This is a genomic window from Vibrio sp. MM46 (assembly GCF_027587135.1).
Lineage (GTDB): Bacteria > Pseudomonadota > Gammaproteobacteria > Enterobacterales > Vibrionaceae > Vibrio > Vibrio harveyi.
In genome coordinates this window covers 36857-60784 of record NZ_JAPPTO010000013.1, presented here as the reverse complement: position 1 = coordinate 60784, position 23928 = coordinate 36857, and the positions used below count along the sequence as shown (strand labels likewise).

At 45.4% G+C, this 23928-nt stretch carries 24 protein-coding genes; 11 read left to right on the top strand and 13 right to left on the bottom strand.

Annotated features, from left to right (window positions below; all coding sequences use genetic code 11):
- Nucleotides 1–6: 6 nt before the first annotated feature.
- The 5 genes from OH459_RS15785 to OH459_RS15765 form a co-directional block, all read right to left on the bottom strand.
- Complete coding sequence (locus OH459_RS15785; RefSeq protein WP_005427585.1) at nt 7–207, bottom strand: twin-arginine translocation signal domain-containing protein; 201 nt, start codon at nt 205–207, stop codon at nt 7–9.
- 73 nt (nt 208–280) lie between these two features.
- Complete coding sequence (locus OH459_RS15780; RefSeq protein ID WP_017190157.1) at nt 281–913, bottom strand: TorD/DmsD family molecular chaperone; 633 nt, start codon at nt 911–913, stop codon at nt 281–283.
- A 9-nt stretch (nt 914–922) separates the two neighbouring features.
- Nucleotides 923–2584 carry a 4Fe-4S dicluster domain-containing protein gene (locus tag OH459_RS15775; protein ID WP_005441573.1) on the bottom strand — a complete coding sequence of 554 codons (1662 nt, stop codon included), beginning with the start codon at nt 2582–2584 and terminating at the stop codon, nt 923–925.
- A 310-nt stretch (nt 2585–2894) separates the two neighbouring features.
- Nucleotides 2895–3518, bottom strand: coding sequence for a DUF3306 domain-containing protein (locus OH459_RS15770; RefSeq protein ID WP_020197407.1), 624 nt, complete (start codon nt 3516–3518; stop codon nt 2895–2897).
- Nucleotides 3508–3960, bottom strand: a complete 453-nt coding sequence (locus OH459_RS15765) for a DUF3305 domain-containing protein (RefSeq protein ID WP_009697781.1) — start codon at nt 3958–3960, stop codon at nt 3508–3510. The genes OH459_RS15770 and OH459_RS15765 overlap by 11 nt, the downstream gene beginning before the upstream one ends.
- A gap of 327 nt (nt 3961–4287) precedes the next feature.
- On the opposite strand from OH459_RS15765, the gene OH459_RS15760 reads away from it, so the two are divergent.
- Nucleotides 4288–5112: a formate dehydrogenase accessory sulfurtransferase FdhD gene (locus OH459_RS15760; protein ID WP_005427802.1), complete on the top strand. Its 825-nt coding sequence runs from the start codon at nt 4288–4290 to the stop codon at nt 5110–5112.
- Nucleotides 5113–5396: 284 nt separating this feature from the next.
- Here OH459_RS15760 and OH459_RS15755 read toward each other — a convergent pair whose 3' ends face one another.
- A complete protein-coding gene (locus OH459_RS15755) occupies nt 5397–6989 on the bottom strand; it encodes an ABC-F family ATPase (RefSeq protein ID WP_005427581.1) in 1593 nt (530 codons plus the stop codon).
- Nucleotides 6990–7389: 400 nt separating this feature from the next.
- Here OH459_RS15755 and OH459_RS15750 point away from each other — a divergent pair, with 400 nt between their 5' ends.
- Together OH459_RS15750 and OH459_RS15745 are read left to right on the top strand one after the other, a co-directional pair.
- Nucleotides 7390–9735 carry an ATP-binding protein gene (locus tag OH459_RS15750; protein ID WP_239969409.1) on the top strand — a complete coding sequence of 782 codons (2346 nt, stop codon included), beginning with the start codon at nt 7390–7392 and terminating at the stop codon, nt 9733–9735.
- A gap of 2 nt (nt 9736–9737) precedes the next feature.
- Entirely contained in the window at nt 9738–10616 is an 879-nt protein-coding gene (locus OH459_RS15745) for a mechanosensitive ion channel family protein (RefSeq protein WP_005427576.1), read from the top strand.
- A gap of 100 nt (nt 10617–10716) precedes the next feature.
- Here OH459_RS15745 and OH459_RS15740 read toward each other — a convergent pair whose 3' ends face one another.
- On the bottom strand, nt 10717–12759 hold the full coding sequence (locus OH459_RS15740; protein ID WP_017190154.1) for a sensor histidine kinase: 2043 nt from the start codon (nt 12757–12759) through the stop codon (nt 10717–10719).
- Entirely contained in the window at nt 12749–14200 is a 1452-nt protein-coding gene (locus OH459_RS15735) for a sigma-54-dependent transcriptional regulator (RefSeq protein WP_005445819.1), read from the bottom strand. The genes OH459_RS15740 and OH459_RS15735 overlap by 11 nt, the downstream gene beginning before the upstream one ends.
- Nucleotides 14201–14543: 343 nt before the next feature.
- Here OH459_RS15735 and OH459_RS15730 point away from each other — a divergent pair, with 343 nt between their 5' ends.
- From OH459_RS15730 to OH459_RS15705, 6 genes are all read left to right on the top strand, one after another.
- Complete coding sequence (locus tag OH459_RS15730) at nt 14544–15362, top strand: substrate-binding domain-containing protein (protein WP_005445821.1); 819 nt, start codon at nt 14544–14546, stop codon at nt 15360–15362.
- 6 nt (nt 15363–15368) lie between these two features.
- Nucleotides 15369–16067 (top strand): ABC transporter permease, encoded by a 699-nt coding sequence (locus OH459_RS15725; RefSeq protein ID WP_005445822.1) that lies wholly within the window; start codon nt 15369–15371, stop codon nt 16065–16067.
- Between the two features lie 43 nt (nt 16068–16110).
- Nucleotides 16111–16830, top strand: a complete 720-nt coding sequence (locus OH459_RS15720) for an energy-coupling factor ABC transporter ATP-binding protein (RefSeq protein WP_005445824.1) — start codon at nt 16111–16113, stop codon at nt 16828–16830.
- Nucleotides 16808–17395 (top strand): molybdenum cofactor guanylyltransferase MobA, encoded by a 588-nt coding sequence (gene mobA / locus OH459_RS15715; RefSeq protein WP_182878382.1) that lies wholly within the window; start codon nt 16808–16810, stop codon nt 17393–17395. Before OH459_RS15720 ends, mobA begins: the two co-directional genes overlap by 23 nt.
- Nucleotides 17392–19170: a bifunctional molybdopterin-guanine dinucleotide biosynthesis adaptor protein MobB/molybdopterin molybdotransferase MoeA gene (locus OH459_RS15710; protein WP_269987652.1), complete on the top strand. Its 1779-nt coding sequence runs from the start codon at nt 17392–17394 to the stop codon at nt 19168–19170. Before mobA ends, OH459_RS15710 begins: the two co-directional genes overlap by 4 nt.
- 74 nt (nt 19171–19244) lie before the next feature.
- Nucleotides 19245–19511 carry a DUF2960 domain-containing protein gene (locus OH459_RS15705; protein WP_005377584.1) on the top strand — a complete coding sequence of 89 codons (267 nt, stop codon included), beginning with the start codon at nt 19245–19247 and terminating at the stop codon, nt 19509–19511.
- Between the two features lie 165 nt (nt 19512–19676).
- On the opposite strand, the gene nagK is transcribed toward OH459_RS15705, so the two are convergent.
- Both nagK and OH459_RS15695 read right to left on the bottom strand, forming a co-directional pair.
- A complete protein-coding gene (nagK, locus tag OH459_RS15700; protein WP_009697775.1) occupies nt 19677–20585 on the bottom strand; it encodes an N-acetylglucosamine kinase in 909 nt (302 codons plus the stop codon).
- 172 nt (nt 20586–20757) lie between these two features.
- Nucleotides 20758–21507 (bottom strand): tRNA-uridine aminocarboxypropyltransferase, encoded by a 750-nt coding sequence (locus OH459_RS15695; RefSeq protein WP_017190151.1) that lies wholly within the window; start codon nt 21505–21507, stop codon nt 20758–20760.
- A 180-nt stretch (nt 21508–21687) separates the two neighbouring features.
- Here OH459_RS15695 and OH459_RS15690 point away from each other — a divergent pair, with 180 nt between their 5' ends.
- Nucleotides 21688–22506 (top strand): sterol desaturase family protein, encoded by an 819-nt coding sequence (locus tag OH459_RS15690; protein WP_009697773.1) that lies wholly within the window; start codon nt 21688–21690, stop codon nt 22504–22506.
- Entirely contained in the window at nt 22503–22727 is a 225-nt protein-coding gene (locus OH459_RS15685; protein ID WP_269987645.1) for a DUF7661 family protein, read from the top strand. Before OH459_RS15690 ends, OH459_RS15685 begins: the two co-directional genes overlap by 4 nt.
- A gap of 6 nt (nt 22728–22733) precedes the next feature.
- On the opposite strand, the gene OH459_RS15680 is transcribed toward OH459_RS15685, so the two are convergent.
- Genes OH459_RS15680 through OH459_RS15670 form a run of 3 tightly spaced genes read right to left on the bottom strand, consistent with a single transcriptional unit; the run spans nt 22734 to nt 23877 of the window.
- The gene (locus OH459_RS15680; protein WP_009699322.1) at nt 22734–22952 is read right to left on the bottom strand and encodes a hypothetical protein; all 219 of its coding nucleotides are present in this window, start codon (nt 22950–22952) and stop codon (nt 22734–22736) included.
- Nucleotides 22953–22989: 37 nt separating this feature from the next.
- Nucleotides 22990–23370 (bottom strand): hypothetical protein, encoded by a 381-nt coding sequence (locus tag OH459_RS15675; RefSeq protein ID WP_049536024.1) that lies wholly within the window; start codon nt 23368–23370, stop codon nt 22990–22992.
- Nucleotides 23371–23421: 51 nt separating this feature from the next.
- Nucleotides 23422–23877: a hypothetical protein gene (locus tag OH459_RS15670; RefSeq protein WP_234352399.1), complete on the bottom strand. Its 456-nt coding sequence runs from the start codon at nt 23875–23877 to the stop codon at nt 23422–23424.
- Between the last annotated feature and the right edge of the window lie 51 nt (nt 23878–23928).

Sequence of the window (23928 nt, the reverse complement as noted above, 5' to 3'; positions counted from 1 at the left end):
TATCTCCTAAAGTGTGTCGTAGTAATCGCGAATGTGTTGAGTTTCACGATACCCTTTCTTCTTCACGTCTTTTTCAGAAGGCTCAACCGTTTCTGAAGCGCTTGCCACTTTTGTTGTTCCAGCGACAACCGCACCAGCTACGGCTGCAGTCGTTAAGCCTTTTAGGAGATCCCTACGGCTTGTGTTTATTTCTTTATTATCTTTCATCATTGCTTCCTTACCTTACGGTAGATCTTTGGAGGCTATTGCCCCTCTATCGATATGACCAAGTACTGCTCGATTACTCGTAATCAGTGACGTTTTTCACATCAATTTTTAATTTGTGCTTACTGCTTTTGGTGTTCACGCTAAAGCGCACTTGTTCCAGTGTTAAGAACGCCTCACACAATTGAGCTGCTGGCTTATAAAAGTTCGCGCTCTCTGCGTTTTCTAGTTGCTGAGTGAAAGAGCTGAACCAAGGTGCGATGTGTTTGTTAAACACCGCTTGTTGAAGATCTTCTTCTTCACCCGTTAGCATCGACATCACTTCACAAAGTGCTGCGATGTGGTCTTCCGGCTCTTTCACATTCTCATCACGCTCGAAACCAAGCAGTTCCAAATCGTGACGAATTTCAGCCAGTGGTTTTTCCATCATTGCACCCGTCATGTGCCATGAGCCAAATGGCATCACTTCACCACGACCGATACCAATGAAAAGATCTTGGTATTCATCTTCTAGCGCTTCGCGGTTGGAATCTTTTGCCGCTTGCTGAAGCGCAATCCACGCTTTTTGCATTGCGCTTTCTGATGGTTCAACTTCTAGAGAAGTCAGGAACTCGATCATCTCTTCACTTGGTGCGCTACGGAAAAGCGCTGACAAAACCAAGTAGATCTCTGTTCTCAGTGTTTGTTCTTGTTCTCGTTGTGTATCCACTGCGAGCTCCTAGTATTTCAGTTGTTTCATTGGGTCTTCTGCCATCGACTCAAACATGTCGATCACACGGCAGTCTTCACACATCGCGATACGATTGATCGCCGCTTCATCAGAGAAATGAGAGTGACCGCGTAACTTGTTTTGTAGCATGTCGATCATAGACTGAGGTGCGAATGGCTTATGACAGCGAATACATTCCGCTGCTTTCTCTTCGTGAATCACAACCGCTTTTTGGCGCTCTTCTTTCACCCAGTTCATGCGTGGCGTTAGAGTCAGAACTTTCTCTGGACATGCCTTTTCACACAAACCACATTGAATACAATCTTGTTCAACGAATTTAAGTGATGGAGATTCACCATCGGTATGAAGTGCACGCGTTGGACATACCGCCACACAGCTCATACACAACGTACAATCTTTGCTCTCACAAGAAACATTGCCGTAAGGCGCGTTCGCAGGCAGTTCAACAATGTTCTCAACCGGAATACGAGAAGAAGACATTGCATCCAGCGCAGTAAACAAACGTTGACGCTTGTTACCTTGAAGATCGCCAAGAGCAAGATCGAATGAATCTGTACATAGTGTTGGAGGACCTTCACGAAGCGATTCCAAGTAAAGGATATCGATGGTCTCTTTTGCGATGCCAAGTTGATCCAACAGCTCTTGCGCGATACCCACTTCGTTGTTCAGAACACGAATGATGGTTGCAGGCATAAAACGAGAAGCTGCAAATAGCACTTGCGTCGCGCCATTAACTAGAGCTGCAAACCATGTATCGATACCGATAGAAGGGAGCTCTTCAACCACAATTGGAATCACGTTATCTGGTAGCGCTTTCAGTGCCATCACATTGTAAGTCTCATGACGAGAGCTACAGATAAGAACGATAGGATCCAGACCGCCCGCTTGCTCGTAGTTCGCTAGCGTGCGTTCAATGAATTTTTGTGTATCTTCAGGATTAGGTAGAGCGTAATGAATCGCTTCTGTCGGACAAGCCGTTGCACAAGTACCCACGCCCTGACATAGGTATGGGTTAATCTCGATGCGATGGCCTGTTTTATCGCTGCCTTCACTTGATAGTGCGCCAGCAGGACATGCATCGACACAACGCTCACAACCTTTAACGCCACGGGAACTGTGCGCACATAGATCAGTGTCCAGACGGAAGAATTTTGGCTTATCAAACGTACCCATTAATGTTGGGATTTCTTCTAACGCTTCTGCCAGTTTTGGATAACCACGTCCTACTGGGTAGTAACCCGGAACCGGAACCTCTTCTGACATACAGCTGCTTAGACAAAGATCGAGAACAACATCGAAACAATCACTATTAATAGCGACTTTTGCTAGGTTGCTTGTTAGACCGTTATTTTCGATAAGCACTTCAAACGTGCCTAGGAAACCAGAAACCTGAACTGAGTTAGCAAAGTACAGTTCTGGATTGGTGCCTTTCTCTCCGTCTGTAGAAAGAAGTGTCAGGCTGTTCATTTGAGATAGCTGCGCGGCTGCACTCTCAATGATGGCAGTCGGTCCAACAATCAGTGTATTACCGCCACTCTCGTAGCTCACCGTTGGTGGAATAAGATTGGTCAACTCTACGGTATTCTCAAACGCATACAGACGCGCTTTACCGTTATTGGAAGTTGCTTGTTCTAATAGTTGTTTCAACATTGCTCAGTTCCATTTATACGCATGGATAGTTTCTTCCATCTTTCATTGTAGTTAGCGCAGGCGATTCTGCTGATTAACTCGTCAGTAACTACCCCTTTTAGGTAGTCCCACGCGGGTTATCACTGCCTGTTGGGCAAATGGTCTAACTTCAACAAGAATGGTAATGAGCAACAGATAGCAAATGTCGTGCCAATTAAATATCAACTAATTTTCAATAGGTTAGCTATTTATCTTAGAAATTGTAGGGATAAAAAAACCGACTGAGACATTTTGTCTCAGCCGGTTCATTGAGCGTTTAGTCAAAATGTACCTATTCTTTGTGTGGTATATTTTGTCCCACCTCTTCAGGGGCTAGTTTTGTCTCTAGAATATCACTTTCATTAGATGCTGTATTTATATCCAGTTCTTTTTGTTCTTCGGGAATTTCGGCACCTTCAGCAAGTTCTACATCAGCCGATTCAATATCACTTTCTTCATGAGATTCAGTTGATTGTGTCGTTTCTTCTGCTGGTTCTTCTTCCGTTTTCTCTTTCACCCAATCACGAAGTGTTTCAGCCACCCCTTCAGAAAGCGACTTGAGGTTACTGTAATCATCGTCGTAATCATCCAAACCATCGCGAACGTTAAACTCTTCTGACAAGAACATCTTACGCAGTGCGGCTTTCTTAACGCTCTCTGAAGCCTCAGACACTAATAGCTGCGCTACGGACATCTCTTCAGGATCAGTAGTTTCGTTTGATGCCTGTTGAGATTCAGTCTCTGTCGCAGAAGCCTCAGTAGCTAATGCTTGCGCTTCAGTGCTTAATTCTTCATGAGCTTGTGCGGTTTCTGGTTCAGTAGATTCAACAGACTCCACGACCTTAGCGTCTGTAGGCTCGGTTGTGGTTTCTTCTAATTTACGTTTCGACCAACGGCTAAAAAAACTAGTTGCCATTTGCTCTGCCCGCTCCTTTGCGTTTCTTACGTCTTACTTCTAACAATTCACCGTGGCGCCCAATAAAGGCTTCCATCCAAGCTTGAATAGCTAACGGCATATCATTAGATAATACTAGGTTATCGCCATCCATATATTGCGCAGCGACAGTTTGAGACGCCGTAAGCAATTGAATCGTCGGTGTATCACCAGAGTCGACATTATCCATAACCAAAAAAAGCTTTGGTTGTTGCGAGCTCAGGTTAAAGCGGTAATCGGTGCGCTCGTCTTTGTGCAATTGCAACAAGCACACGTGTTGAGTGTCTTCGGTTGGGTTAATTTCAAATCCCGTCAGTTGCCATTGGGTCGTGACCCAAATACCGGTACTGATCTCATGCTCTACAAGATCCACGCCTATCGACCATGAATCTTCATTTTTCTCGAACTGTTTCTTATCCGACATAACTCACCCAGTTTGTTCTATGTTGGCTTTAAGACAGAAAAGGACATTTTGTACTTTGCTTTCAACCATTTTAGCGGTACAAAGCAATAAACGCGCCAGATTAAGCCTTACCTTCGCTAAGCTCATAAGTTCAAAACTAGTAGAAATTCAAATTAGCACCTGTGTCATTGCTGCGATATCGCAGAATTAATCCAGAATCGAAGCAATGCCTCGCAATTTTCCTTATAACAGCTATTTTGGAATGAGAATTGCTTTGTTGTAGCGTTAAGACGAATAGACCCATTAATGAGAGCGTGTATCGGCTCTCTCATTCATTAGGACATGACTGTGGTAAAACCAAACATTATTAAAACCAGTGAAAATCCCCTACAGACCATCGAAGTAGAAGTGTTTGACGAATACGGTGAGAAGCTAACTAAGCAAATCGCCTGTGAGCGCCCTCTTACGGTGATGTTGAACTGGAAGGAAGTCGTTACGCTAATGACGCTTGGCTCTCGTCCTGAAGCGCTTGTGTTGGGTTATTTGAAGAACCAGAGCTTCTTGTCTGATCCTGAAGCGATTGAATCGGTCATTATTGACTGGGAAACGCACTCAGCTGCGGTTATCACCAAAGAAAATACTGAGCACTTAGAAGGCGCGCTGAAGAAGAAGACGGTGACGTCTGGTTGTGGTCAAGGCACTATGTATGGCAACGTGATGAAGCAGCTTGAAGATTACCAAGTGCCACAAGTGCCGCTGAAGCAATCTGAAATCTACGCGGCGCTTGAAGCATTAACGCATTACAACGATACCTACAAAAAAGCGGGCGCTGTGCATGGCTGTGCCGTGTGTAAAGGCAACGAAGTGCTGTCTTTTGTGGAAGATGTTGGTCGTCACAACGCAGTTGATACGCTAGCGGGTGAAATGTGGCTTAATCAAGAAACGGGTGAAGATAAAATTTTCTACACAACGGGGCGCCTTACATCAGAGATGGTGATTAAAGTAGCGCAGATGGGTATCCCTGTTTTACTTTCTCGCTCGGGCGTAACTCAAATGGGTTTGGATCTGGCGAAAAAGTTTGGCATCACTACTATCGCTCGTGCGAAAGGCTTACGTTTCCAAGTCTTCACTGGTGCAGAGAAGATTGATTTTGACGTGAAGGGAAATCAATAACTCATCATTAATTCACCAAATGAGTTAGACTTAAGTCATCATGTGGATTCACAAAGGATGTGAACTATGAACAACGATCAGCTGTGGAATTATCTACTCACCCCAAGCGGCATCATCGTTTCGATGATCATTACCTTCGGGCTCGTTGGGATTTATGCTTATCTAATGAGGCAATTTAAGGATTGAACGCCACAATATAGCGCTAGCAAAGCATTAGCACTAACACAGAATAGACATAAAAAAAGACCTCGCAATGAGGTCTTTTTCTTTATTCGGAAGAAGGATTAGCCTTCGATACCACGAGATTTTAGGAACTCAGAGTAAGTACCTTTAAAGTCTGTGATTTTACCATCGCGGATTTCGATGATGCGTGTTGCTAGCGAGTCTACGAATACACGGTCGTGCGATACGAAGAACAATGTGCCTTTGTACTGCTCTAGTGCCGTGTTCAATGATTCGATCGATTCCATATCCATGTGGTTGGTTGGTTCGTCCATTAGCAGCATGTTTGGTTTGTGCATCATTAGCTTACCAAGCAGCATACGACCTTGTTCACCACCAGACAGTACTTTTACTGACTTCTTGATGTCATCTTGACCAAACAGCATACGACCTAGGAAACTACGAACCACTTGCTCGTCATCGCCTTCTTGACGCCATTGACCCATCCAATCCGTTAGGTTTAGGTCTTCTTCGAAGTCGTGTGCGTGGTCTTGCGCGTAGTAACCGATGTTCGCGTTTTCGGACCATTTGAACTCACCAGTACGTGGTTCTAGTACACCAGCAAGTGTGTTTAGTAAGGTTGTTTTACCCACACCGTTCTCACCGATGATTGCAACGCGCTCACCGACTTCAAAAATCGCATTGAAGTTAGCAAACAGGTCGTCTTCAAAACCTTGGCTTAGGTTTTCAACAATCAGAGCATTACGGAATAGCTCTTTAGACTGCTCAAAACGAATGAATGGGTTTTGACGGCTAGACGCTTTTACTTCGTCCAGTTTGATCTTGTCGATTTGCTTAGCACGAGATGTTGCTTGTTTTGCTTTCGATGCGTTTGCAGAGAAACGTGCAACGAACGTTTGTAGCTCAGCGATTTGTGCTTTCTTCTTCGCGTTGTCGTTTAGTAGACGTTCACGAGCTTGAGAAGCCGCTGTCATGTACTCGTCGTAGTTACCTGGGTAAACACGTAGCTCACCGTAATCCAAGTCAGCCATGTGCGTACATACTGAGTTTAGGAAGTGACGGTCGTGCGAAATGATGATCATTGTGCAGTTACGCGCGTTTAGCGTGTCTTCCAACCAACGGATAGTGTCCATATCCAAGTTGTTGGTTGGTTCGTCAAGAAGCATTACGTCTGGGTCTGCGAATAGAACCTGCGCTAGAAGCACACGAAGTTTCCAACCCGGTGCAACTTCACTCATTAGACCGAAGTGTTGCTCCATTGGAATACCCACAGCAAGAAGAAGCTCACCCGCTTTTGCTTCTGCCATGTAACCGTCCATTTCCGCGAACTGAACTTCTAGATCAGCCACTTTCATGCCGTCTTCTTCGCTCATTTCAGCAAGTGAGTAGATACGGTCACGCTCTTGCTTCACTTCCCATAGCTCTTTGTGACCCATGATTACTGTATCGATTACAGTGAATTCTTCGTATGCGAACTGGTCCTGGTTCAGTTTTGCAACGCGCTCGTTTGGATCGTAGCTTACGTTACCACTTGTTTGTTCAAGCTCACCGCTCAGGATTTTCATAAAGGTTGATTTACCACAACCGTTAGCCCCAATTAAGCCGTAGCGGTTACCTTCGCCGAACTTAACTGAGATGTTTTCAAATAGCGGCTTAGCGCCAAATTGTTGAGTAATATTCGCTGTGGAAATCAAAACCTTTACCTTAGCAATTCAAGTTTATTGGGAAAAACCGCGCAACGTTACTGCTTAAGGCTACACACTTCAAGTTTTGTTTTTATTAATTAATGAGAAAAAGCACTGTTTAGCGAACTGATTTTTGAGATTTGGCTAACATAAACCTTGCTAAATTTAAGTGTTCTCACTCTAACCGACTCAAAACTGAGACATAAATCGGTCATGACTAACCATTGACATACCCCATGAAATTGGGTTTATAGTGCGTCCCCTTTTATCAATTCCGTACGTTATTCCTTTATTAAGCGTCAGTCTCTATTAAAGAATCGAAACTAAACGTACGGTCATTGGGTAAAACTCGCATATCGCGATAAAGCAACTACACTAACTCTAACCTTCTAAGTTTTAAGAGAATTTTATGCATTTCATGGCGCGCATTTTAATGCTAGTCGGTCTCGTGCTTTCTTTACCCGCTCACGCTGAGTGGGAGTACGAATTCCAACCTGAGCCTCAAGTCTTGCCTGTAGCGCAAGAGATCACTCAGGAGATCAATAAGCTGCCAGAGCCTTTGTTTATGTCTGACCAAGACAAACGTAAGGTCAACCAACTGCTCAATGCAGTAATGAATGAGCAGCGCAAACAGACCCTTATCTTTGATCAACACCTAAAGACATACCGCAATTCTGGTGAAGACAAAGAGTGGTTTGAGACACAATCCAGTTACCTTACGGTTAACAGCCTAGGACAAAGTAAAGAGCGTTTATTAGAGCTTACTGACCCCATCACGCACGATAAACTGACTGGTTTCGGTCCTTATGGTGTCACGCAGTTTAAGCAAGAGTGGCGTCAAACTCAGCTTAACGTCGAGTACTTGGTATTCTTCCAGATTCGTTCTTTCCAATCTCTGATTAAAGAAATTCTGATTTCACCGATTCCGGTTGTTTGGGCTGGCATCAAAGTGTTGTTTATCTATTTCGGTCTGGTCTGGTGGTTAACTAACAGCAAGCGCATCATTACTCTATTCCGCGAAACGCAGCTAGATAACATCACAAAGCCGCCAATCTGGGTTCGTTTGATTTGGTATATCAGTCGTGCGCACAGAGCAATTGCTTGGTTGATTGCGATTACGCTCTCGCTTCGAGTGCTATCAGAAATCCCAAGCTTGCAGCATTTGATCATTCTAGAAATCTTCACTTGGTGGGTTCTGGGTGGTTCTATCGCGATTAGCTTTATTCTCGAGTTTGCTTATCGCAACAGTCGCAGCACTAGCCAAGAAGTGATTGCCCTACGCCTTTCGACCATTCGTCGTTACGTTTGGAGCGCTATTGTTGCTGGCGTAATTCTTCAAATCTCGATTCGTACGCTGGGTAAAGGCACCATCTACTCGTGGATCTACAGCGCGCTGTTCTTCTGGTTTGTATTGGTGACGCTGTCGGTATTGCGCCTATGGCGTAAAAAGGTATTTGAAGTCGCGGAGAAGCTCTCTGATCGTCCTGTGTGGGTAAACTGGTCTATTCGTCGTAAAGACACCTTGTTTCTAAGCATCATTGGTACGGCTATATGTGCCGTGTGGATTACGCTGCATAGCTTCAAACACCGTATTGTCGCAATGCTGTCTAACTACACCATGTTTAGCCAAGCGTTGGCATACTTGTTCCGCATCGAAGTTGCCAAACAAACAGGTAATAAAGGCGGTGATACTAATCTAGTAAGAATCAAAGGCGAGCAAACATTCGAGTATATTCTTCCTGGTAGCGAAGACAGCGAGTTGGTCGAGTATGCCTCAGACGAAATCAAGCAACTGTCTAAATACCTGCTGACAGATAGTCCTGCGGTATGTGTAATTTCTGGTGAACGTGGCGTTGGTACAACGACCTTCCTTCGTACGATCCTTAACAAAGTGAAGAACGCCAAACCGCTTTATTTGAACTGTCCATACGCAGGTTACAGTGAATTACTAAAAGAGTTGGCACTGCAGCTTGGTTTGGAAGAAGACGCCTCTGAGATTCAGGTTCTTGCGCATTTACGTAAAAGTGACACGCCTTACCTTATTGCAGTTGATAACGCCCAGCGCTTAGTTAAGCCAATGGTAGGCGGTTTAAGCGGTTTGATTAAACTGACTAATCTACTTCGTCGTTCTAAGAAAAATCACCGCGTTGTCATGGCGATTGAGAAAGCAAGTTGGCGTTTTGTCGACCGCGCTCGTGGCGAACGTCTGTTGTTTGACTGGGTGGCGTTTATGCCGCGCTGGAGTGAAAAACAACTGTCTGCGCTGTTTGATACGCGTATTAACCAAGAGATTGAGAACCCAGTAACGTTTGATGGTCTTGTCGTCCCTAAGCAATGGGACCAAGAAGACATCACGGAAGAAGAACGTGCTAAACAAGGTTTCTACCGTATTCTGTGGCATTACTCTGATGGTAACCCGACAGTGGGCTTGCGCTTTTTCCGCTTGTCTCTGCGTCAAGACAAAGAGACGCAACAAGTGGTGGTTCGATTGTTCCATGCACCAGAGTCTCAAGAGCTAGAGAAAATGCCGAAGCCAATGCTAGCCGTGCTGCGCTCAATTGTTCAGCTTGAAGTGGCGTCGCCGGAAGAGTTGTCTGAGTGTACTCAGCTAAGTATTGCGGAAGTTATTGGTACTCTGCGCTACTTCCAAAGCCGCGGCTTTATTGAATGGAGCGAAGACAAAGCTCGCGTGTCGGATCACTGGTTCCGTCACATTACCAACGTTCTCGACCGTCAACATTTATTGGTGAAATAACGATGAAAAAACTACTCACCGTATTAGCGTTATCGCTATTAAGCACCTCTGCATTGGCGACTGAAGAAATCGCGAGTGTGGATAATATCTCGCAAATCGCTAGCCTAATTCGCTGGAGCGGCGTGTTCTTCTCCATCATTGTGATTGCCTCAACGTGGCTATTGCTTAAGTTCATGAACTCGATGGTAGAAAGTATTGGTAGCCAATTCGTGCAATACCGCATGGTGCTGCAAAAGCTTCAATCTTTCTTGCAGTTCTTTATCTACTTAACCGCTGGTTCTGTCGTGTTTATGATGAGCTTCCGTATTAACGATCAAATCCTTGCTCTGATCGGTGGTACGTTAGCGGTTTCGGTTGGTTTCGCATTGAAAGACCTAGCCGCATCCTTCATCGCGGGTATGACAGTTATGGTGGATCGTCCATTCCAAGTTGGTGACCGCGTCACGTTCGAAGGTAACTACGGCGATATTATTGCAATTGGTTTGCGCTCTGTGCGCATGCGTACCCTAACCGATGACATCATTACGATTCCAAACAACAAGTTCTTAAGTGAAGTGGTCGTCAGCGGTAACTACGGTGCTCTGGATATGCAGGTAGTGATTCCGTTCTATGTGGGCATGAATGAAGACATTACGTTAGCACGTGACTTGATTCAGGAAGCGGCGTCTTCAAGCCGTTATATCCACCTACCTAAGCCGGTAACGGTTCTCGTCAAGCAGACCATTACGGATAACTACTTGGCAATTCAGCTAACGTGTAAGGCTTATGTGGTAGACACCGCCTACGAGAAGCTGTTTGAAACCGACATTACTCTGCGTGTGATGAAAGAGTTCAAGAAGCACGGCATAAATCCACCGAAGATTGCAGTGCATACGGGTTAATTCTGCGTATTCCTCTCGCGTTTAGAGAAGGACAGATACAAAAAGGGTCAGTGATTTACACTGACCCTTTTCTTTGCGCGTTACGAATTGGAATCGCCGGTTAAGCGATATTCGTTACCTCAAGCAGTAGCTCGGCTTTCTTTGGCAGGTAGATACTGAACGTACTGCCTTTGCCCCATTCCGATTCAGCTTTTAGCTCGCCGCCTGTTTGACTAAGAATACTTTGCGAAACAGAAAGCCCTAGCCCAGTACCGTCGCGTTTAGTGGTATAGAATGGCGAGAAAATACGACTCAAGTTTTCTGGCTTAATACCACAACCTTCGTCAGTGACATGAATCGCGGCGCCTTTCAGTTCGCCATCTTCAATCCAATCTTCACTCACGACGGTTAGCTTACCTTTGCCGTCCATCGCGTGAATGCCATTCATCTGCAAGTTCACCAGAATCTGCAACAAGTGGTGGCGATTGATCTCAACCGAAGTATGAGCCTGTAAATCGGTGACAAACTCAATATCACGCTTCTTAGTACCGGTTTTAACCAGCGTGATGCTCTCATCGATGATTGGATTCACGTGTTGCCACGTAATTTCGTCTTGTACACCGCCCTGACGGCTGTATTGCAGTAAGCTGCGCGTGATATTACGAATACGGTCAATTTGAGCGTGAATCGCATCAATCTCTTCCTGAACGCGGCTTGCCTCTTCACCTAGCTCAAATTGAATCAATTCAACGTTACCCAGAATCACTGCGGTTGGATTGTTAATCTCGTGGGCGATCCCAGCAGTCAACTCACCCAGTGCGGCAAGCTTTTCGTTGACGACGAGCTTGTCACGGGTTTGGTTGAGTAGTTGAATATGAAGTTCAAGCTCTTCAGTTTTGTCTTTCAAACTCGCCGTACGTTGTTGAACTTTACCTTCCAGCTCCATGGCAGAGTTCTTCAGCTCGACTTTACGATCTTCCAAAGCATCAAGCATGTTGTCGAACTGACGCGCTAACTGAGCGAGCTCATGGTGTTCATCCAACCCTAATGGACCAATACGCTTTTCTTTACCCAACTGGACAAGCTTCACAACTTTGTAGATGCGCTCGATTGGACGGAATAGATCGCGAGAGCCGCGATACACCATCACGCCAGAAACTAAGAGCAACATTAAGGTAATCAAGCTAATCTCAACGATATTTGTCATATACGCTTTGACGAATGGCCACATCAAGTAACCGGTGTAGAGCATACCAATGACATTGTCGTACTGGTCTTTGATTGGTTGATAAGCAGTGATGTACCAAGCATCGTAAACAAACGCGCGGTCGACCCATTGCTCACCTTCCGCCAATACCTTGTTGTATACCTCAGAACTTACTCGCGTACCGATAGCGCGCCCCAAACGTTGGTCGCTATCTAAGGGAACGTTAGTACTAACACGAAGATCATCCAAGAATACCGTCAGAGTCCCCACTGGACGGAGGGTGTCGTTATCGCTCAAATAGATAAGATCACGAATTTGATCGACCAACACCGTGCTGTTGTTAAGCAGCAAACCGCCATCTAAGAAACCAATTAAGTCGTTCTGTTGGCTGTAAACTGGGATCACGGTTCGACTTACCAAGCCACGTGCTTCCACACCACCATTCTTTAGAATCGGTACTTCAGCACGTTTGGCGAGTTCAGGGTCTAGCTTTTCCAGCTCTTTTCTGTCGAGAACATCGAAGAAAGATTCGCGCTTAGTTAAATCCATAAAGCGGAATTTGTTTTCCATCGAATTAACACGTTGGAAGGACAAAAAGTCCAAACCGTAGCGTTTTTTCTGTGCAGTCACCCACTTTTGCAACTCTGCTTGTGGGACATTTTGATTCACTCGGGTACGGAAGTCATAAGAGTCCGCGAACGATTTCACGTAGTTCGCCTGCTTTTGTTGCAGCAACGTAATACTGTTATTAGCAACGCCCAAACGCTCCGATACGTCTAACAACGCGTTTTGCCACGTATAATGAATCGACCAATAGATCGTAATGCCAATAAGGGCTATTAGCGTTAGAAAGATTGGCGCAGATGTCAAAATCAACAGTCGATAACGCACCATGGTTTTGAATCGGTACGTCCATTTAGACAATCCTTTGTGTTGCTGCCAACTACTACTCGGCATAATCCTCGTCCTCAGAATCCCACTCTTTGTATTTGCGCTCTAGCGTTTTTCGTGCCACTCCTAAATCTCGAGCCGCCGCCGACTTGTTGCCTTCGTGCAAATTAACCAATTGTTGGATATGCGCTTTTTCCACTTCTTTTAGTGTCCAAGTGTTTGGATAGCCTTCACCAGAGAACTCTTTGCCTTCTTTGAAGGTTGGCAATTCTTCACTGTGTGACACGGTAATGGAGACATTAGGTAAAGCATGACCGCCATTGAGTTCACGCCAGTGATGCGCAGGTGGTTTACCTAACAAAATACAACGCTCGATGAGGTTTTTAAGTTCACGAATGTTACCTGGCCATTCGTATTCGCTCATCGCTTCCATATCTTCATGCGCCCACTTCGGTGCTTGCATACCCAGCTCACTGGTCAGCATATTGCTGAAATATGGAACCAGTTCAAACAAGTCTGTTTTACGCTCACGTAGAGGAGCAACTTCAATCTTCAAAACGTTTAAACGGTAGTAGAGGTCGCTACGGAAGTTACCTTTGTTGACCTCTTCTTGCAGGTTGCGGTTGGTCGCCGCGACAATACGAACATCAATGCTAATTTCACGCTCAGAACCAACCGGACGAATGGTGCGCTGCTCTAACACGCGTAGCAGTGACGCTTGCATGGACAAAGGCATCTCACCGATTTCATCAAGGAATAATGTGCCGCCATTGGCTACGCGGAAAAGACCCTCGCGAGATTTCTTAGCGCCAGTAAAAGCCCCCGAGGTATGCCCGAATAACTCACTCTCTAAAAGCTCTGGTGCAATCGCGCCACAGTTAAGTGGGACGAATGGACCTGTTCGACCGCTTGCTTGGTGAATACCTCTCGCCACCAACTCTTTACCGGTGCCCGACTCACCTTCCACTAGGACAGATGCGCGAGACGGCGCAAATTGAGTGATCAGTTGTTTGAGCTGGCGAGTTTTTTCCGAACCGCCAATAATCTCTGAGGTGTTGTGACGCTGATAGTCACGCTTCATCGCGTATTGCATGCGTTCGTTCAAACGGCGATCCATACAACGACTGACCGCTTTCAGCATCTGTTCTAGGTTAAACGGCTTGAGGATAAAGTCCGATGCACCAAGCTGTAGGGCTCGAATCGCAATTTCCAAATCCGCGTAGCCTGTCATAAAGATGACATCCGCGCGTTTGTCGTCATCTTCAAACGCCTCTTCCCATTCAATCCCTGAACGCCCCGGCAGGTTGATATCTAACAGAATCAAATCGTAGTGGCGTGAGTTACGTAGCTCTTCCGCTTCTTCAATGCTGCCCGCTGTATCGACTTGAGAAAACAGCTTGCCCAGCGCCTTTTTAAGGATGGCTTGCATACCGAGTTCATCATCAACGACCAGTACTGAAAAAGCGTTGTATTGTTGGTTTGTACTAATATGGGATTGAGTAGACATATTTACCCCAGTTGGATTTGAATGGGACAGAGTGTACCAAGTTTAAACAGAGATACCCTACAAAAAGTGCGACATTTTGTACCAACGCAAATTTTTATGCAAATAAGTCCATGAATTAGCGCATAAATCAAACATTTTGAGCTTGTAAAATGTTGGCATCTTGTTTGCTATATGGAGTGTCCAAGTGGTCTCAGGATGCGGGAGACATTAACGCGTAATCATCGCTTCTCGCTCTCTCACCCTAAGGTGACTTGTGATATGAGCGCGCTATGACGCTCTGGCGACTTCTTTAGTAACCCAAGACTTTAGAAGCCAAAGAATCATTGGAAAGGAAACAACTAAAATGAAAAAAATTGCGCTGACTCTAGCTGCAACGTCAATCACTCTTGTAAGCTACTCTGCTTTTTCAGCTCAAGATGGCGAACACATTCGCCTGGCAACAACAACAAGTACTTACCACTCTGGCTTACTGGACTACCTACTTCCTCAATTTGAAAAAGACACTGGCTACAAAGTGGATATCATCGCGGCGGGCACTGGTAAGGCGCTGAAGATGGGTGAAAACGGCGACGTTGATTTGGTAATGACACACGCTCCTAAAGCAGAAGGTGTGTTTGTTGAGAATGGCTACGGCGTCCTTCCACGTAAACTGATGTACAACGACTTCGTTATCGTTGGTCCTAAGTCTGACCCAGCACAAGTGAAAGACGATGCATCCGTACTCGACGTGTTCAAAGAGATCGCAAACAAAGATGCAACTTTCATCTCTCGTGGCGATGATTCCGGTACACACAAAAAAGAATTGGGCATTTGGGCGCAAACTAAGATGGAACCAAACTTTGGTGGCTACCGCAGCGTAGGCCAAGGTATGGGTCCTACTCTGAATATGGCTTCAGAGATGCAAGGCTACACCATGACTGACCGTGGTACATGGTTGGCTTACCAAAACAAATTGGATCTTGCGATTCTATTCCAAGGCGACGAAAAACTATTTAACCCATACCAAGTGATTTTGGTTAACCCAGAGCGTTACCCAACCATCAACTACCAAGGTGCGAAGGCGTTCAGTGACTGGTTAGTGAATCCGCACGGTCAAGAGCTGATCAACAGCTTCCGCCTGAATGGTAAACAATTGTTCGTTGCGAATGCTGAGACCAAATAACGCAATATGAATCTTGCTGATACAACACTAGAAGCCTTGCGCTTACTGGTGAATTTTGATGCAGACCTATGGGAGATCGTTGCGGTCTCCTTTAGTGTTTCTATTACGGCAATATCTTTGGTGGTATTGCCGTCTATTTTGATGTCCTTTGTCCTCGCCTACACCGACTTTCGTGGTAAGTGGTTCTTGCTGTCCATTGTGAACACCTTACAGGCGGTGCCAACGGTCGTAATCGGTTTGCTGCTCTACATGCTGCTATCGAGAGCGGGACCTTTAGGTGATTGGCAAATGCTGTTTACGCAAAAAGCCATGATCTTAGGACAAATGATCGTCTGTTTTCCGGTTCTGGTTTCCATGATGCACGGTGCGCTTCAATCGAGTGACCGTCGCGCGGTTGAAACGGCGATTACGTTAGGAGCGTCAATACCTCGTATCGCTGCTACTATGATCTGGGAGACACGTTTTCCTTTATTGGCGGCTATCATTGCGGGATTCTCACGAATCGTCACAGAGGTAGGCTGTTCAATGATGGTTGGTGGCAACATTATGGGCGTAACCCGTAATATTCCGACTGCCATTGCAATGGAAAGTAGTAAAGGTGCTTTTGCGCAAGGAGTTGCATTAGGAATTGTATTACTATCGTTAGCGTTAGCGCTCAACTTCCTCTTATCGAGCATGAGAGGCAAAGGCTATCTAAGAACATGAAGCAAGCAATCGACTCGCCATCGACCCAATGTAAGGGTGAATTATGACTATAAAAATTACCGCCGAGCAATTGTCCATGCGCTTTAAAGAGCGTGTGCTTTTCCACATCCCTGAATTAGCCATTGGTCCAAACGACGCGATTTACCTAAAAGGTGACAATGGCGTTGGTAAAACCACCTTACTTAAGATCCTTGCGGGTTTGCTCAAGCCTTCAACGGGTAAAGTAGTGGCACCGAAAGATACTTGGTTGAAGAAGTGGACGCGTCGCAATGGTCGTGTTGACGTGATTTATCTCCATCAGTCTCCTTACCTTTTTGACGGCACTGTGTACGAAAACGTCGTTTATGGAGTTAAATATCAACAAGACACGGCAAAAGATAAGCGAGCTCAAGTTATTAGTGCGCTGCGCATGGTAGGGTTAGAAACCTTAGCCGACGAACACATCTCTGTATTGTCCGGCGGTGAAAAGCAACGCGTAGCAATGGCACGGGCTTGGATTTTAAAACCATCGATTTTGTTGATGGACGAACCAAGTGCCTCTCTCGACCAAGAGTCGATTGAACGTCTGGTTATCATGGCAAAAGATCTGCTTGATCGTGGCTCTAGTATTGTTGTGACTAGCCACCAAGCGAACGCGTTGACGGATTTATGTAAAAAACAGTGGTGGATTAAAGACAAGACTTTGATAGAGTCTCCACTCTTGTATGTCATACCAAAAGAAACATCCCAAGAGAACGCATATGCTTCAGCCAACACAAACTAGTTGGGTCATTTTGGCTGGTGGTCAAGCCAGCCGTATGGGTGGAAAAGACAAAGGTCTGATCGAACTGAATCAGAAGCCACTCATCGAACACGTTATCGAACGTTTATCTCCGCAAACACCACGCATTCTAATCAATGCGAACCGAAACCAAGACGCCTACCGTGCGTTTGGTTTCGTCTTCAGTGATCAATTTAAAGATTTCCCAGGTCCGATGGGCGGTATCCATGCGGGCTTGGTTCATGCAAAAACCGATTGGGTTGGCTTCGTCCCTTGCGACAGCCCACAAATCAACACCGACCTTGTTGAACGTTTTTGTAATGCAGTAAAAGAAGACACCGATATTTTGGTTGCTCATGATGGCGATCACCAACAGCCCGTCTTCACGCTTTACCACAAGCGTGTACTGCCAAAGCTGACCGCGTTTTTAGAACGTGGCGATCGTAAAATCATCCTACTCTATAAAGAGTGCAACACCAGTTACGTTGACTTTAGCGACTCACCAAACTGTTTCGTCAACTTAAATACGCCTGAAGAATTGGCGCAATTTGGACAACTCGAATCATGAAACACACGCTAAACATCCCTATTCTTGGTTTTGCTGCCTACTCTGGTACGGGCAAAACTACGCTACTTGAAGCATTGCTACCAAAGTTAACCGACGCAGGTTTACGCATCGGTATGCTAAAGCATGCCCACCATAACTTCGATGTCGACCAACCGGGCAAAGACAGCCACCGCCTACGTAAAGCAGGTGCATCGCAAATGCTGATCTCTTCTCGTAACCGCTTCGCGCTGATGACAGAAACACCAGAATCAGAATCTGAGTTTGATTACCTACTGACGCGATTTGATGAAGACAAGCTAGACGTGGTTTTGGTGGAAGGCTGCAAAAACATTGCCTTTCCTAAGATCGAATTACACCGTGAAGAAGTCGGCAAGCCTTGGCTTTATCCAAACGATGAAAACATCATCGCGATTGCTTCAGACAGCGGCGAATTGGAATCTGAACTGCCACAAATGAACATCAACGATCTTGAAGCAATTGCCCAGTTCGTTATTCAGTATGTTCAAGAAGCGAAAGCACCAAAGAGTAAAGAGAAAGAAGGTGCTTGCTGCGATACCCTTTCTCCGGCTTTCCTTTCTGTCGTTCAAGGACAAGAAAAGATCCTATCTTTGGTGAACACAGTTGCTGAAACCGAAGCGTGCAAGATTGAAAATGCATACGGTCGCGTGCTAGCAGACCACGTGGTGTCACCAGTTAACGTGCCGCAATACACCAACTCAGCGATGGATGGTTACGCTATTCGCGGTGATGACATCGAGCGCGACAGCTACCAAGTGGCTGCTGAAGTGATGGCGGGTCACGCTTACGATCAACCTCTGGAAGTTGGTCAAGCGGTTAAGATCATGACGGGCGCCCCAACACCTATCAATGGTGATACCGTTGTTATGCGTGAACAGGCAACACAGCATGGCGATACAGTCACTTTCAATAGTGCAAGCATCAAAACCGGTCAAAACGTTCGTCAAGCGGGTGAAGACTTAGCAATTGGTAGCGATGTGTTTACCGCAGGCACTCGCCTAGCCTCCCCTGAGATGGGCATGATTGCTTCTCTTGGCTTTGGTGAAGCCAATGTGTTCCGCAAGTTGAAAGTTGCTGTGTTCTCTACCGGTGACGAAGTGCAAGCGCCAGGTACAGATCAGAAAGCGAATTCAATCTACGATTCAAACCGTTTCACTATCATGGGCATGTTAGAGAAACTTGGCTGTGAAATTTTGGATTTCGGAATTCTAGAAGACAACGAGCAGTTGATGATTGAAGCGCTCGAAAATGCTTCTGTGCAAGCCGACGTAGTGATGACTTCTGGCGGCGTATCCGTTGGCGATGCCGATTACATTAAGCTGGCGTTGGACAAACTGGGGCAAATTGATTTCTGGCGTATCAACATGCGTCCTGGTCGTCCGCTTGCGTTCGGTCAAATCAACGATAAACCTTTCTTTGGTTTGCCGGGTAACCCTGTTGCCGTGATGGTTTCATTCATCAACTTTGTTGAGCCTGCGCTGCGTAAGATGCAAGGTGAACAAGGCTGGAAACCACTCAAAGTCAGTGCCATTGCCACAGAAAACCTCCGTTCTCGCCAAGGTCGTACCGAGTTTAGTCGCGGTATCTACGAACTCGACGAAACAGGTCGTCTAACGGTCCGCACAACGGGTAAACAAGGCTCTGGTATCTTGCGCTCAATGAGCGAGGCAAACTGCCTGATCGAAATCTCCCCTGCTGTTGATACTGTAAAAACGGGAGAAAGCGTGACAATTATCCCACTTCAAGGCAGAATCTAGCCCAACTAAAAATGAGAAGGTCAGCACGTCTGACCTTTTTATTGATGACAGAAAAACTTTTCAGAGAGACAGCTATGGCTCGCACCATTCTTTACACTTACAAAGACCAAGACAAAGAACTGACGTTCTCATACCAGCAACACCGCAATATTCAAGAAGCGGTTGCAGAAGCAGAAGGTATCGATATCACTGAGTTCCTAAAGATGGAGCAACAAATCGAAGCAGTGTCTGACACTAAAGCAGTGCGCAACTACCGTGATAACTACTTCAGAAAATTAGGCTTTAGCAAAATCACCCTAGCTCAAAAAGAGAACTTGGGCGTAGGTAAAAAGAACAAATAAGCCAAGCTACACAGACCAAAACAAAAACTCGCGATTCGTCGCGAGTTTTTTATACCTATTCTTTTTGTTCGTACTCTATAGGTAAAAAGCCCCGTTTCACCATAAAGGAAAACGAAGCTTTCAATATAGACCTTATGTATTTTCGCTTACCGAAAACTCAGACGATTATTTGATGTTTAGGAACGCAGCACCACGTACGCCGCCTGAATCACCGTGTTTTGCTTTGATGATCTTTGGACATTTCGCGACAGAAAGCAGGTACTTAGGAATACGTTTTGGCATCTCTTCGTAAATCAGTTCGAAGTTAGATAGACCACCGCCTAGTACAACAACGTGTGGGTCAGTCGCAGTAAACAGGTTCGCAAAGCAGATTGCGAGAAGCTCCATAAAGCGCTCAACGTGCTCAACCGCTTTTGCTTCACCTTCTGCGTTTGCTTTGATAATGTCGATTGCTTTCTTCTCTTCGCCGTAGTAATGCGCATAAAGAAGCTCGAAACCACGACCAGATAGGTAGCTGTCTAGACAACCTTTCTTTTCGCAACCACAACCTAGTAAAGGCGCGTTTTCGCCTAGGTGGAACCAAGCGTCGATAGGAAGACGTGTATGACCTACCTCACCCGCAACGTGGTTACGACCAGAGAACACTTTACCTTCGTAGATAAAGCCACCGCCAAAACCCGTACCAAGGATCAAACCTAGTACAGATGGTTCGTCTTGAAGGTCTTCATCCCATGCTTCAGAAAGCGCGAAACAGTTTGCATCGTTTTCGATTTTTACGCTGCGACCGATTTTAGCTTCCAGATCCGCACGAAGTGGTTTGCCTTTTGCGGCAGGTACGTTAACCGTTAGTACAGTTGCGTCATCCGCATCTTCCATGCCAGGAAGACCAAGACCAATCGTACCTTCACAACCAAATTCCGCATCGTATTTGTTAACCAGACCTGCGATGGTTTCTACCAGCAAATCGTAGTTGTCTGTTGGTGTTGGTACACGTTCAGTTGCTACACGCTCAAGTTTTTCGTTAAACGCACCAAACTCGATTTTAGTGCCACCGACATCAAAGCCGTAATACATGCAATTCTCTCCTAAAATGCTCAAACGACTCCCAAAATATGCTGGAGTCAAAAAGATAAACTTTAGGCATTATCCATATCTGTACGCCTGCAAACCGTGACGGAATGCAGATTTATCCCCTCGTTGAAGCCAGTTGAACAACAAGCCATCAACAAAAGTTCATTCCTTAGAGTTAGCTCTCGATTTTAGCCCACTCTTTGAAACGTTTCAGATGCGGGCGAGACCAGTCGGTTTTTACTCGAGTTTTCGTCAGCATGTAGGTTTCACGGAAGGCTTCAAACCACAATTGCAGACACTCCGAAGCTTGCTCTTCACCTGCCTGTTTGAATACTAACGTCGCCACTTCTGCCGTTGATAAGTGTTGCTCGTTATCCGAGCGACGCATAATGTATTCAGACAGTGATTCCGGCTCAATAGAAAGCACAGGCAAAGATTTAAGAAACTCTGAACGGCGGAAGATCTTACGTGCCTCACGCCAACTACCATCAATGAAGATCATTAGCCACTTTTTATCCGAGCCATCGGATATCTTCAAACGCTCTGGATTTAAACCGTCCAACAAACGTTCAGGCTCATCCACGTAATCTGCTGGGAAGACAACAACAGGTTGATAAGCATCGTTCTCTAGCAATGCCAACATCTCTTCAGAAGGTTCGGTACGATTCCATTGATACACGTAGGTCTCTTGAATCGTATCAGCAATAAGACGCCCAGTATTACTTGGCTTAAACACTTCGTTTTCCGATACGATCAGCATACAGGCAATATTGGATTCAATGTTCGGCTGAATCTCGCACAAACAATATTGTTCAGAAACCTGACAATAAGGACAGCGAACCACTTTACAACCGCGAGCGTTAAACGGCTTCGTTGAGATAGATTGACGGTGCTGGTATAAACGATGGAAAGCGTGGATTCTCATGGATAGAAAGTGCCAGTTGTTAGGGTCTTCATAAAGTAGAGCGCGATTCTACTTGCATAGAGGGTTAGTCTCAAGAAATGCTGATAAACGGACGGACATTCACATTCCTTTCTTCTCGTTGAAAGATACGGTGGAGTGTTAAGGTCTTAACAAATAAGCGAATCAAACAAGGAAATTAGTGTGCCCGAAACTGCATTTAACGACCCTTCTTGGCTACGACTCAGCATCTTCATTGGTGTTTTGTTGCTGTGCACCTTGTGGGAAAACAAGCGACCGAGAAAGCAGCTGACTGTCGACCGTTCATTTCGCTGGTTTAACAACCTCACATTGGTCGCACTAAATAGTGTCGTTATTGCCATAGTTATGCCGATTGCAGCCTTTCAAGCGGCCATCATCGCTTATGAAAACCATTGGGGTCTACTCAATGCTCTTGCCTTCCCGACTTGGTTAAATGTGCTGATAACCGTTGTGCTACTCGATCTCATCATCTACCTACAGCATTTAGTCTTCCATCGAGTTAAACCGCTATGGAAGCTTCACCGCATGCATCATGCTGACTTGGATATCGATGTCACAACCGGGACACGATTCCACCCGATAGAAATCATTCTCTCGATGGTGGTAAAAATCGCCGCTGTGTTTACTTTAGGCGTATCTCCTATTGGCATCGTTGTGTTTGAAATCGTATTGAATGCCAGCGCCATGTTTAACCATAGCAATGCAAAGCTGCCACTGCCTTGGGACGCGACGTTACGTAAGTTGGTTGTGACACCAGACATGCATCGCGTTCACCACTCCGTCATCGTGCGCGAGACACATTCAAACTTTGGCTTCTTCTTGTCTATCTGGGATCGCTTGTTTGGCACATATCGAGCTCAACCGGAGTTAGGACATGATGATGTTGTGATTGGTGTTCCAGAGATTCGCGACAAAGACGAGCAAAGATTAGATAAACTGATTACCCAGCCATTTCGTTACAAAGAAAAGTCTTCCTCATGAGCCGCTCAATGAAAGTGAATGTGTTTGGAAAAGTCGTGCTTGCGGAATGCAAAGATGGGATTTGGACGCTTTATATCGATTCAGAAACATCGATAAAGCGCCCAGTCAGAGATTTGGTAGTGCCGCCTTTTCTAGAAGAAGAGGAGTTGCTGACCTACCTCGATGATATGTATCACGAACATGCAACCGCTACTCACCCCAGTGTATTTAGGATTGAATAGAAATCTTTAGGCTTTAATCAAATTACGTTTCTTGTTTGATTGAGTGACGCCAACAAACAAGCCGATAATCCCCAAAACAATCGATGAGATGGCGAGCACACTCACGTCTTGTTGTTTATTTATGGCTGCGTATACAAATGCAATACCAAAAAAGATGGCACCAAAGCTAAAGCCTGATAGCGCAGCAAAAATACCGAAGCTCGCCAGCTCCTTAAAGTTATCCATAACACTTCCCTGTTGAAAAATAAGTAATGTCAAAAAGTTAACGGAATATCTGACGAGAGTGACGATTCTTTTGCGAATTCCACAACCAAATTGATACCCCAATAGAAAATCCTAATAGCAACGTTTGCCATTGCAGTTGTCCACTGCTCTCGAAGATACCCAATCCATAGTGTGCATACGAGTTAAAGCCTACGCTGCTTAACATAATCAATAAAACTAAAACCAGCCCGGTCCGTCGATGCTTGATCAACAAATACACGGCAAGCAAATCTAGGAGACCCAAAGCACTCCAATACATGTTTAACCAGCCTGGGGCAAAATCGTAAGGCAAAAGGCCATCGACAATATTGTCGTAAAGGTGAATAACGCCACCTACTGTCAGGCAAAGGCATAGGAGAAACACTACGAATTTATCCATTATCGTTTCCTTTCCTTATCTGAATGAATGCGCAAAGCATATAGAAGTCAGCTAAACAATTGTAATTTCATGACCATTTTTGAGACCGACAGAGCCTTTAAACAGTACGTGAGGGGTACGAAAGAATAACAATGGCACTTCTTCCTTATGAATTCGCTCCTGATAAAAGCATAGCGTTTTGCTCGGAAGTTCGCTGAGCTGTAAAAGTTCGGTCTCTTTGTAAGGCATAAAATCCTCTTTTGATTCTTTCCAATCACCAAATTCTTGATTGGGCGACCAGAAAATCACGGTATTGGTTTTATCAAAGCCAAGCTCCCTCACATCAAACCGAAACCAACGACCTAGCGTTGTCGTCTCAAGGCCGCTCTTTCTCAATCCCTCTAGTACCTTGCCCGGATGAATCGGTGTAAAGTGAAGCACGTCATTCCAATAACAATCCAACCCATGAACGCGACGCTTTAGAGCTTGCGGGCGATACTCGTATTTCTTGACATGTTGTTGATACAAGTTCGGGTGTGACGCTTTCAAGCAGTTAAGAGGTTTCAATCGGTCTCCCGT

What these genes read in the sequence shown, in the direction of transcription:
- OH459_RS15785 (WP_005427585.1), bottom strand. Translation starts at nt 207, where the DNA reads ATGAAAGATAATAAAGAAATAAACACAAGCCGTAGGGATCTCCTAAAA.
- OH459_RS15775 (WP_005441573.1), bottom strand. Translation starts at nt 2,584, where the DNA reads ATGTTGAAACAACTATTAGAACAAGCAACTTCCAATAACGGTAAAGCG.
- OH459_RS15770 (WP_020197407.1), bottom strand. Translation starts at nt 3,518, where the DNA reads ATGGCAACTAGTTTTTTTAGCCGTTGGTCGAAACGTAAATTAGAAGAA.
- OH459_RS15765 (WP_009697781.1), bottom strand. Translation starts at nt 3,960, where the DNA reads ATGTCGGATAAGAAACAGTTCGAGAAAAATGAAGATTCATGGTCGATA.
- OH459_RS15750 (WP_239969409.1), top strand. Translation starts at nt 7,390, where the DNA reads ATGCATTTCATGGCGCGCATTTTAATGCTAGTCGGTCTCGTGCTTTCT.
- OH459_RS15745 (WP_005427576.1), top strand. Translation starts at nt 9,738, where the DNA reads ATGAAAAAACTACTCACCGTATTAGCGTTATCGCTATTAAGCACCTCT.
- OH459_RS15740 (WP_017190154.1), bottom strand. Translation starts at nt 12,759, where the DNA reads ATGCCGAGTAGTAGTTGGCAGCAACACAAAGGATTGTCTAAATGGACG.
- OH459_RS15735 (WP_005445819.1), bottom strand. Translation starts at nt 14,200, where the DNA reads ATGTCTACTCAATCCCATATTAGTACAAACCAACAATACAACGCTTTT.
- OH459_RS15730 (WP_005445821.1), top strand. Translation starts at nt 14,544, where the DNA reads ATGAAAAAAATTGCGCTGACTCTAGCTGCAACGTCAATCACTCTTGTA.
- OH459_RS15725 (WP_005445822.1), top strand. Translation starts at nt 15,369, where the DNA reads ATGAATCTTGCTGATACAACACTAGAAGCCTTGCGCTTACTGGTGAAT.
- OH459_RS15720 (WP_005445824.1), top strand. Translation starts at nt 16,111, where the DNA reads ATGACTATAAAAATTACCGCCGAGCAATTGTCCATGCGCTTTAAAGAG.
- mobA (WP_182878382.1), top strand. Translation starts at nt 16,808, where the DNA reads ATGCTTCAGCCAACACAAACTAGTTGGGTCATTTTGGCTGGTGGTCAA.
- OH459_RS15710 (WP_269987652.1), top strand. Translation starts at nt 17,392, where the DNA reads ATGAAACACACGCTAAACATCCCTATTCTTGGTTTTGCTGCCTACTCT.
- OH459_RS15705 (WP_005377584.1), top strand. Translation starts at nt 19,245, where the DNA reads ATGGCTCGCACCATTCTTTACACTTACAAAGACCAAGACAAAGAACTG.
- nagK (WP_009697775.1), bottom strand. Translation starts at nt 20,585, where the DNA reads ATGTATTACGGCTTTGATGTCGGTGGCACTAAAATCGAGTTTGGTGCG.
- OH459_RS15695 (WP_017190151.1), bottom strand. Translation starts at nt 21,507, where the DNA reads ATGAGAATCCACGCTTTCCATCGTTTATACCAGCACCGTCAATCTATC.
- OH459_RS15685 (WP_269987645.1), top strand. Translation starts at nt 22,503, where the DNA reads ATGAGCCGCTCAATGAAAGTGAATGTGTTTGGAAAAGTCGTGCTTGCG.
- OH459_RS15680 (WP_009699322.1), bottom strand. Translation starts at nt 22,952, where the DNA reads ATGGATAACTTTAAGGAGCTGGCGAGCTTCGGTATTTTTGCTGCGCTA.
- OH459_RS15675 (WP_049536024.1), bottom strand. Translation starts at nt 23,370, where the DNA reads ATGGATAAATTCGTAGTGTTTCTCCTATGCCTTTGCCTGACAGTAGGT.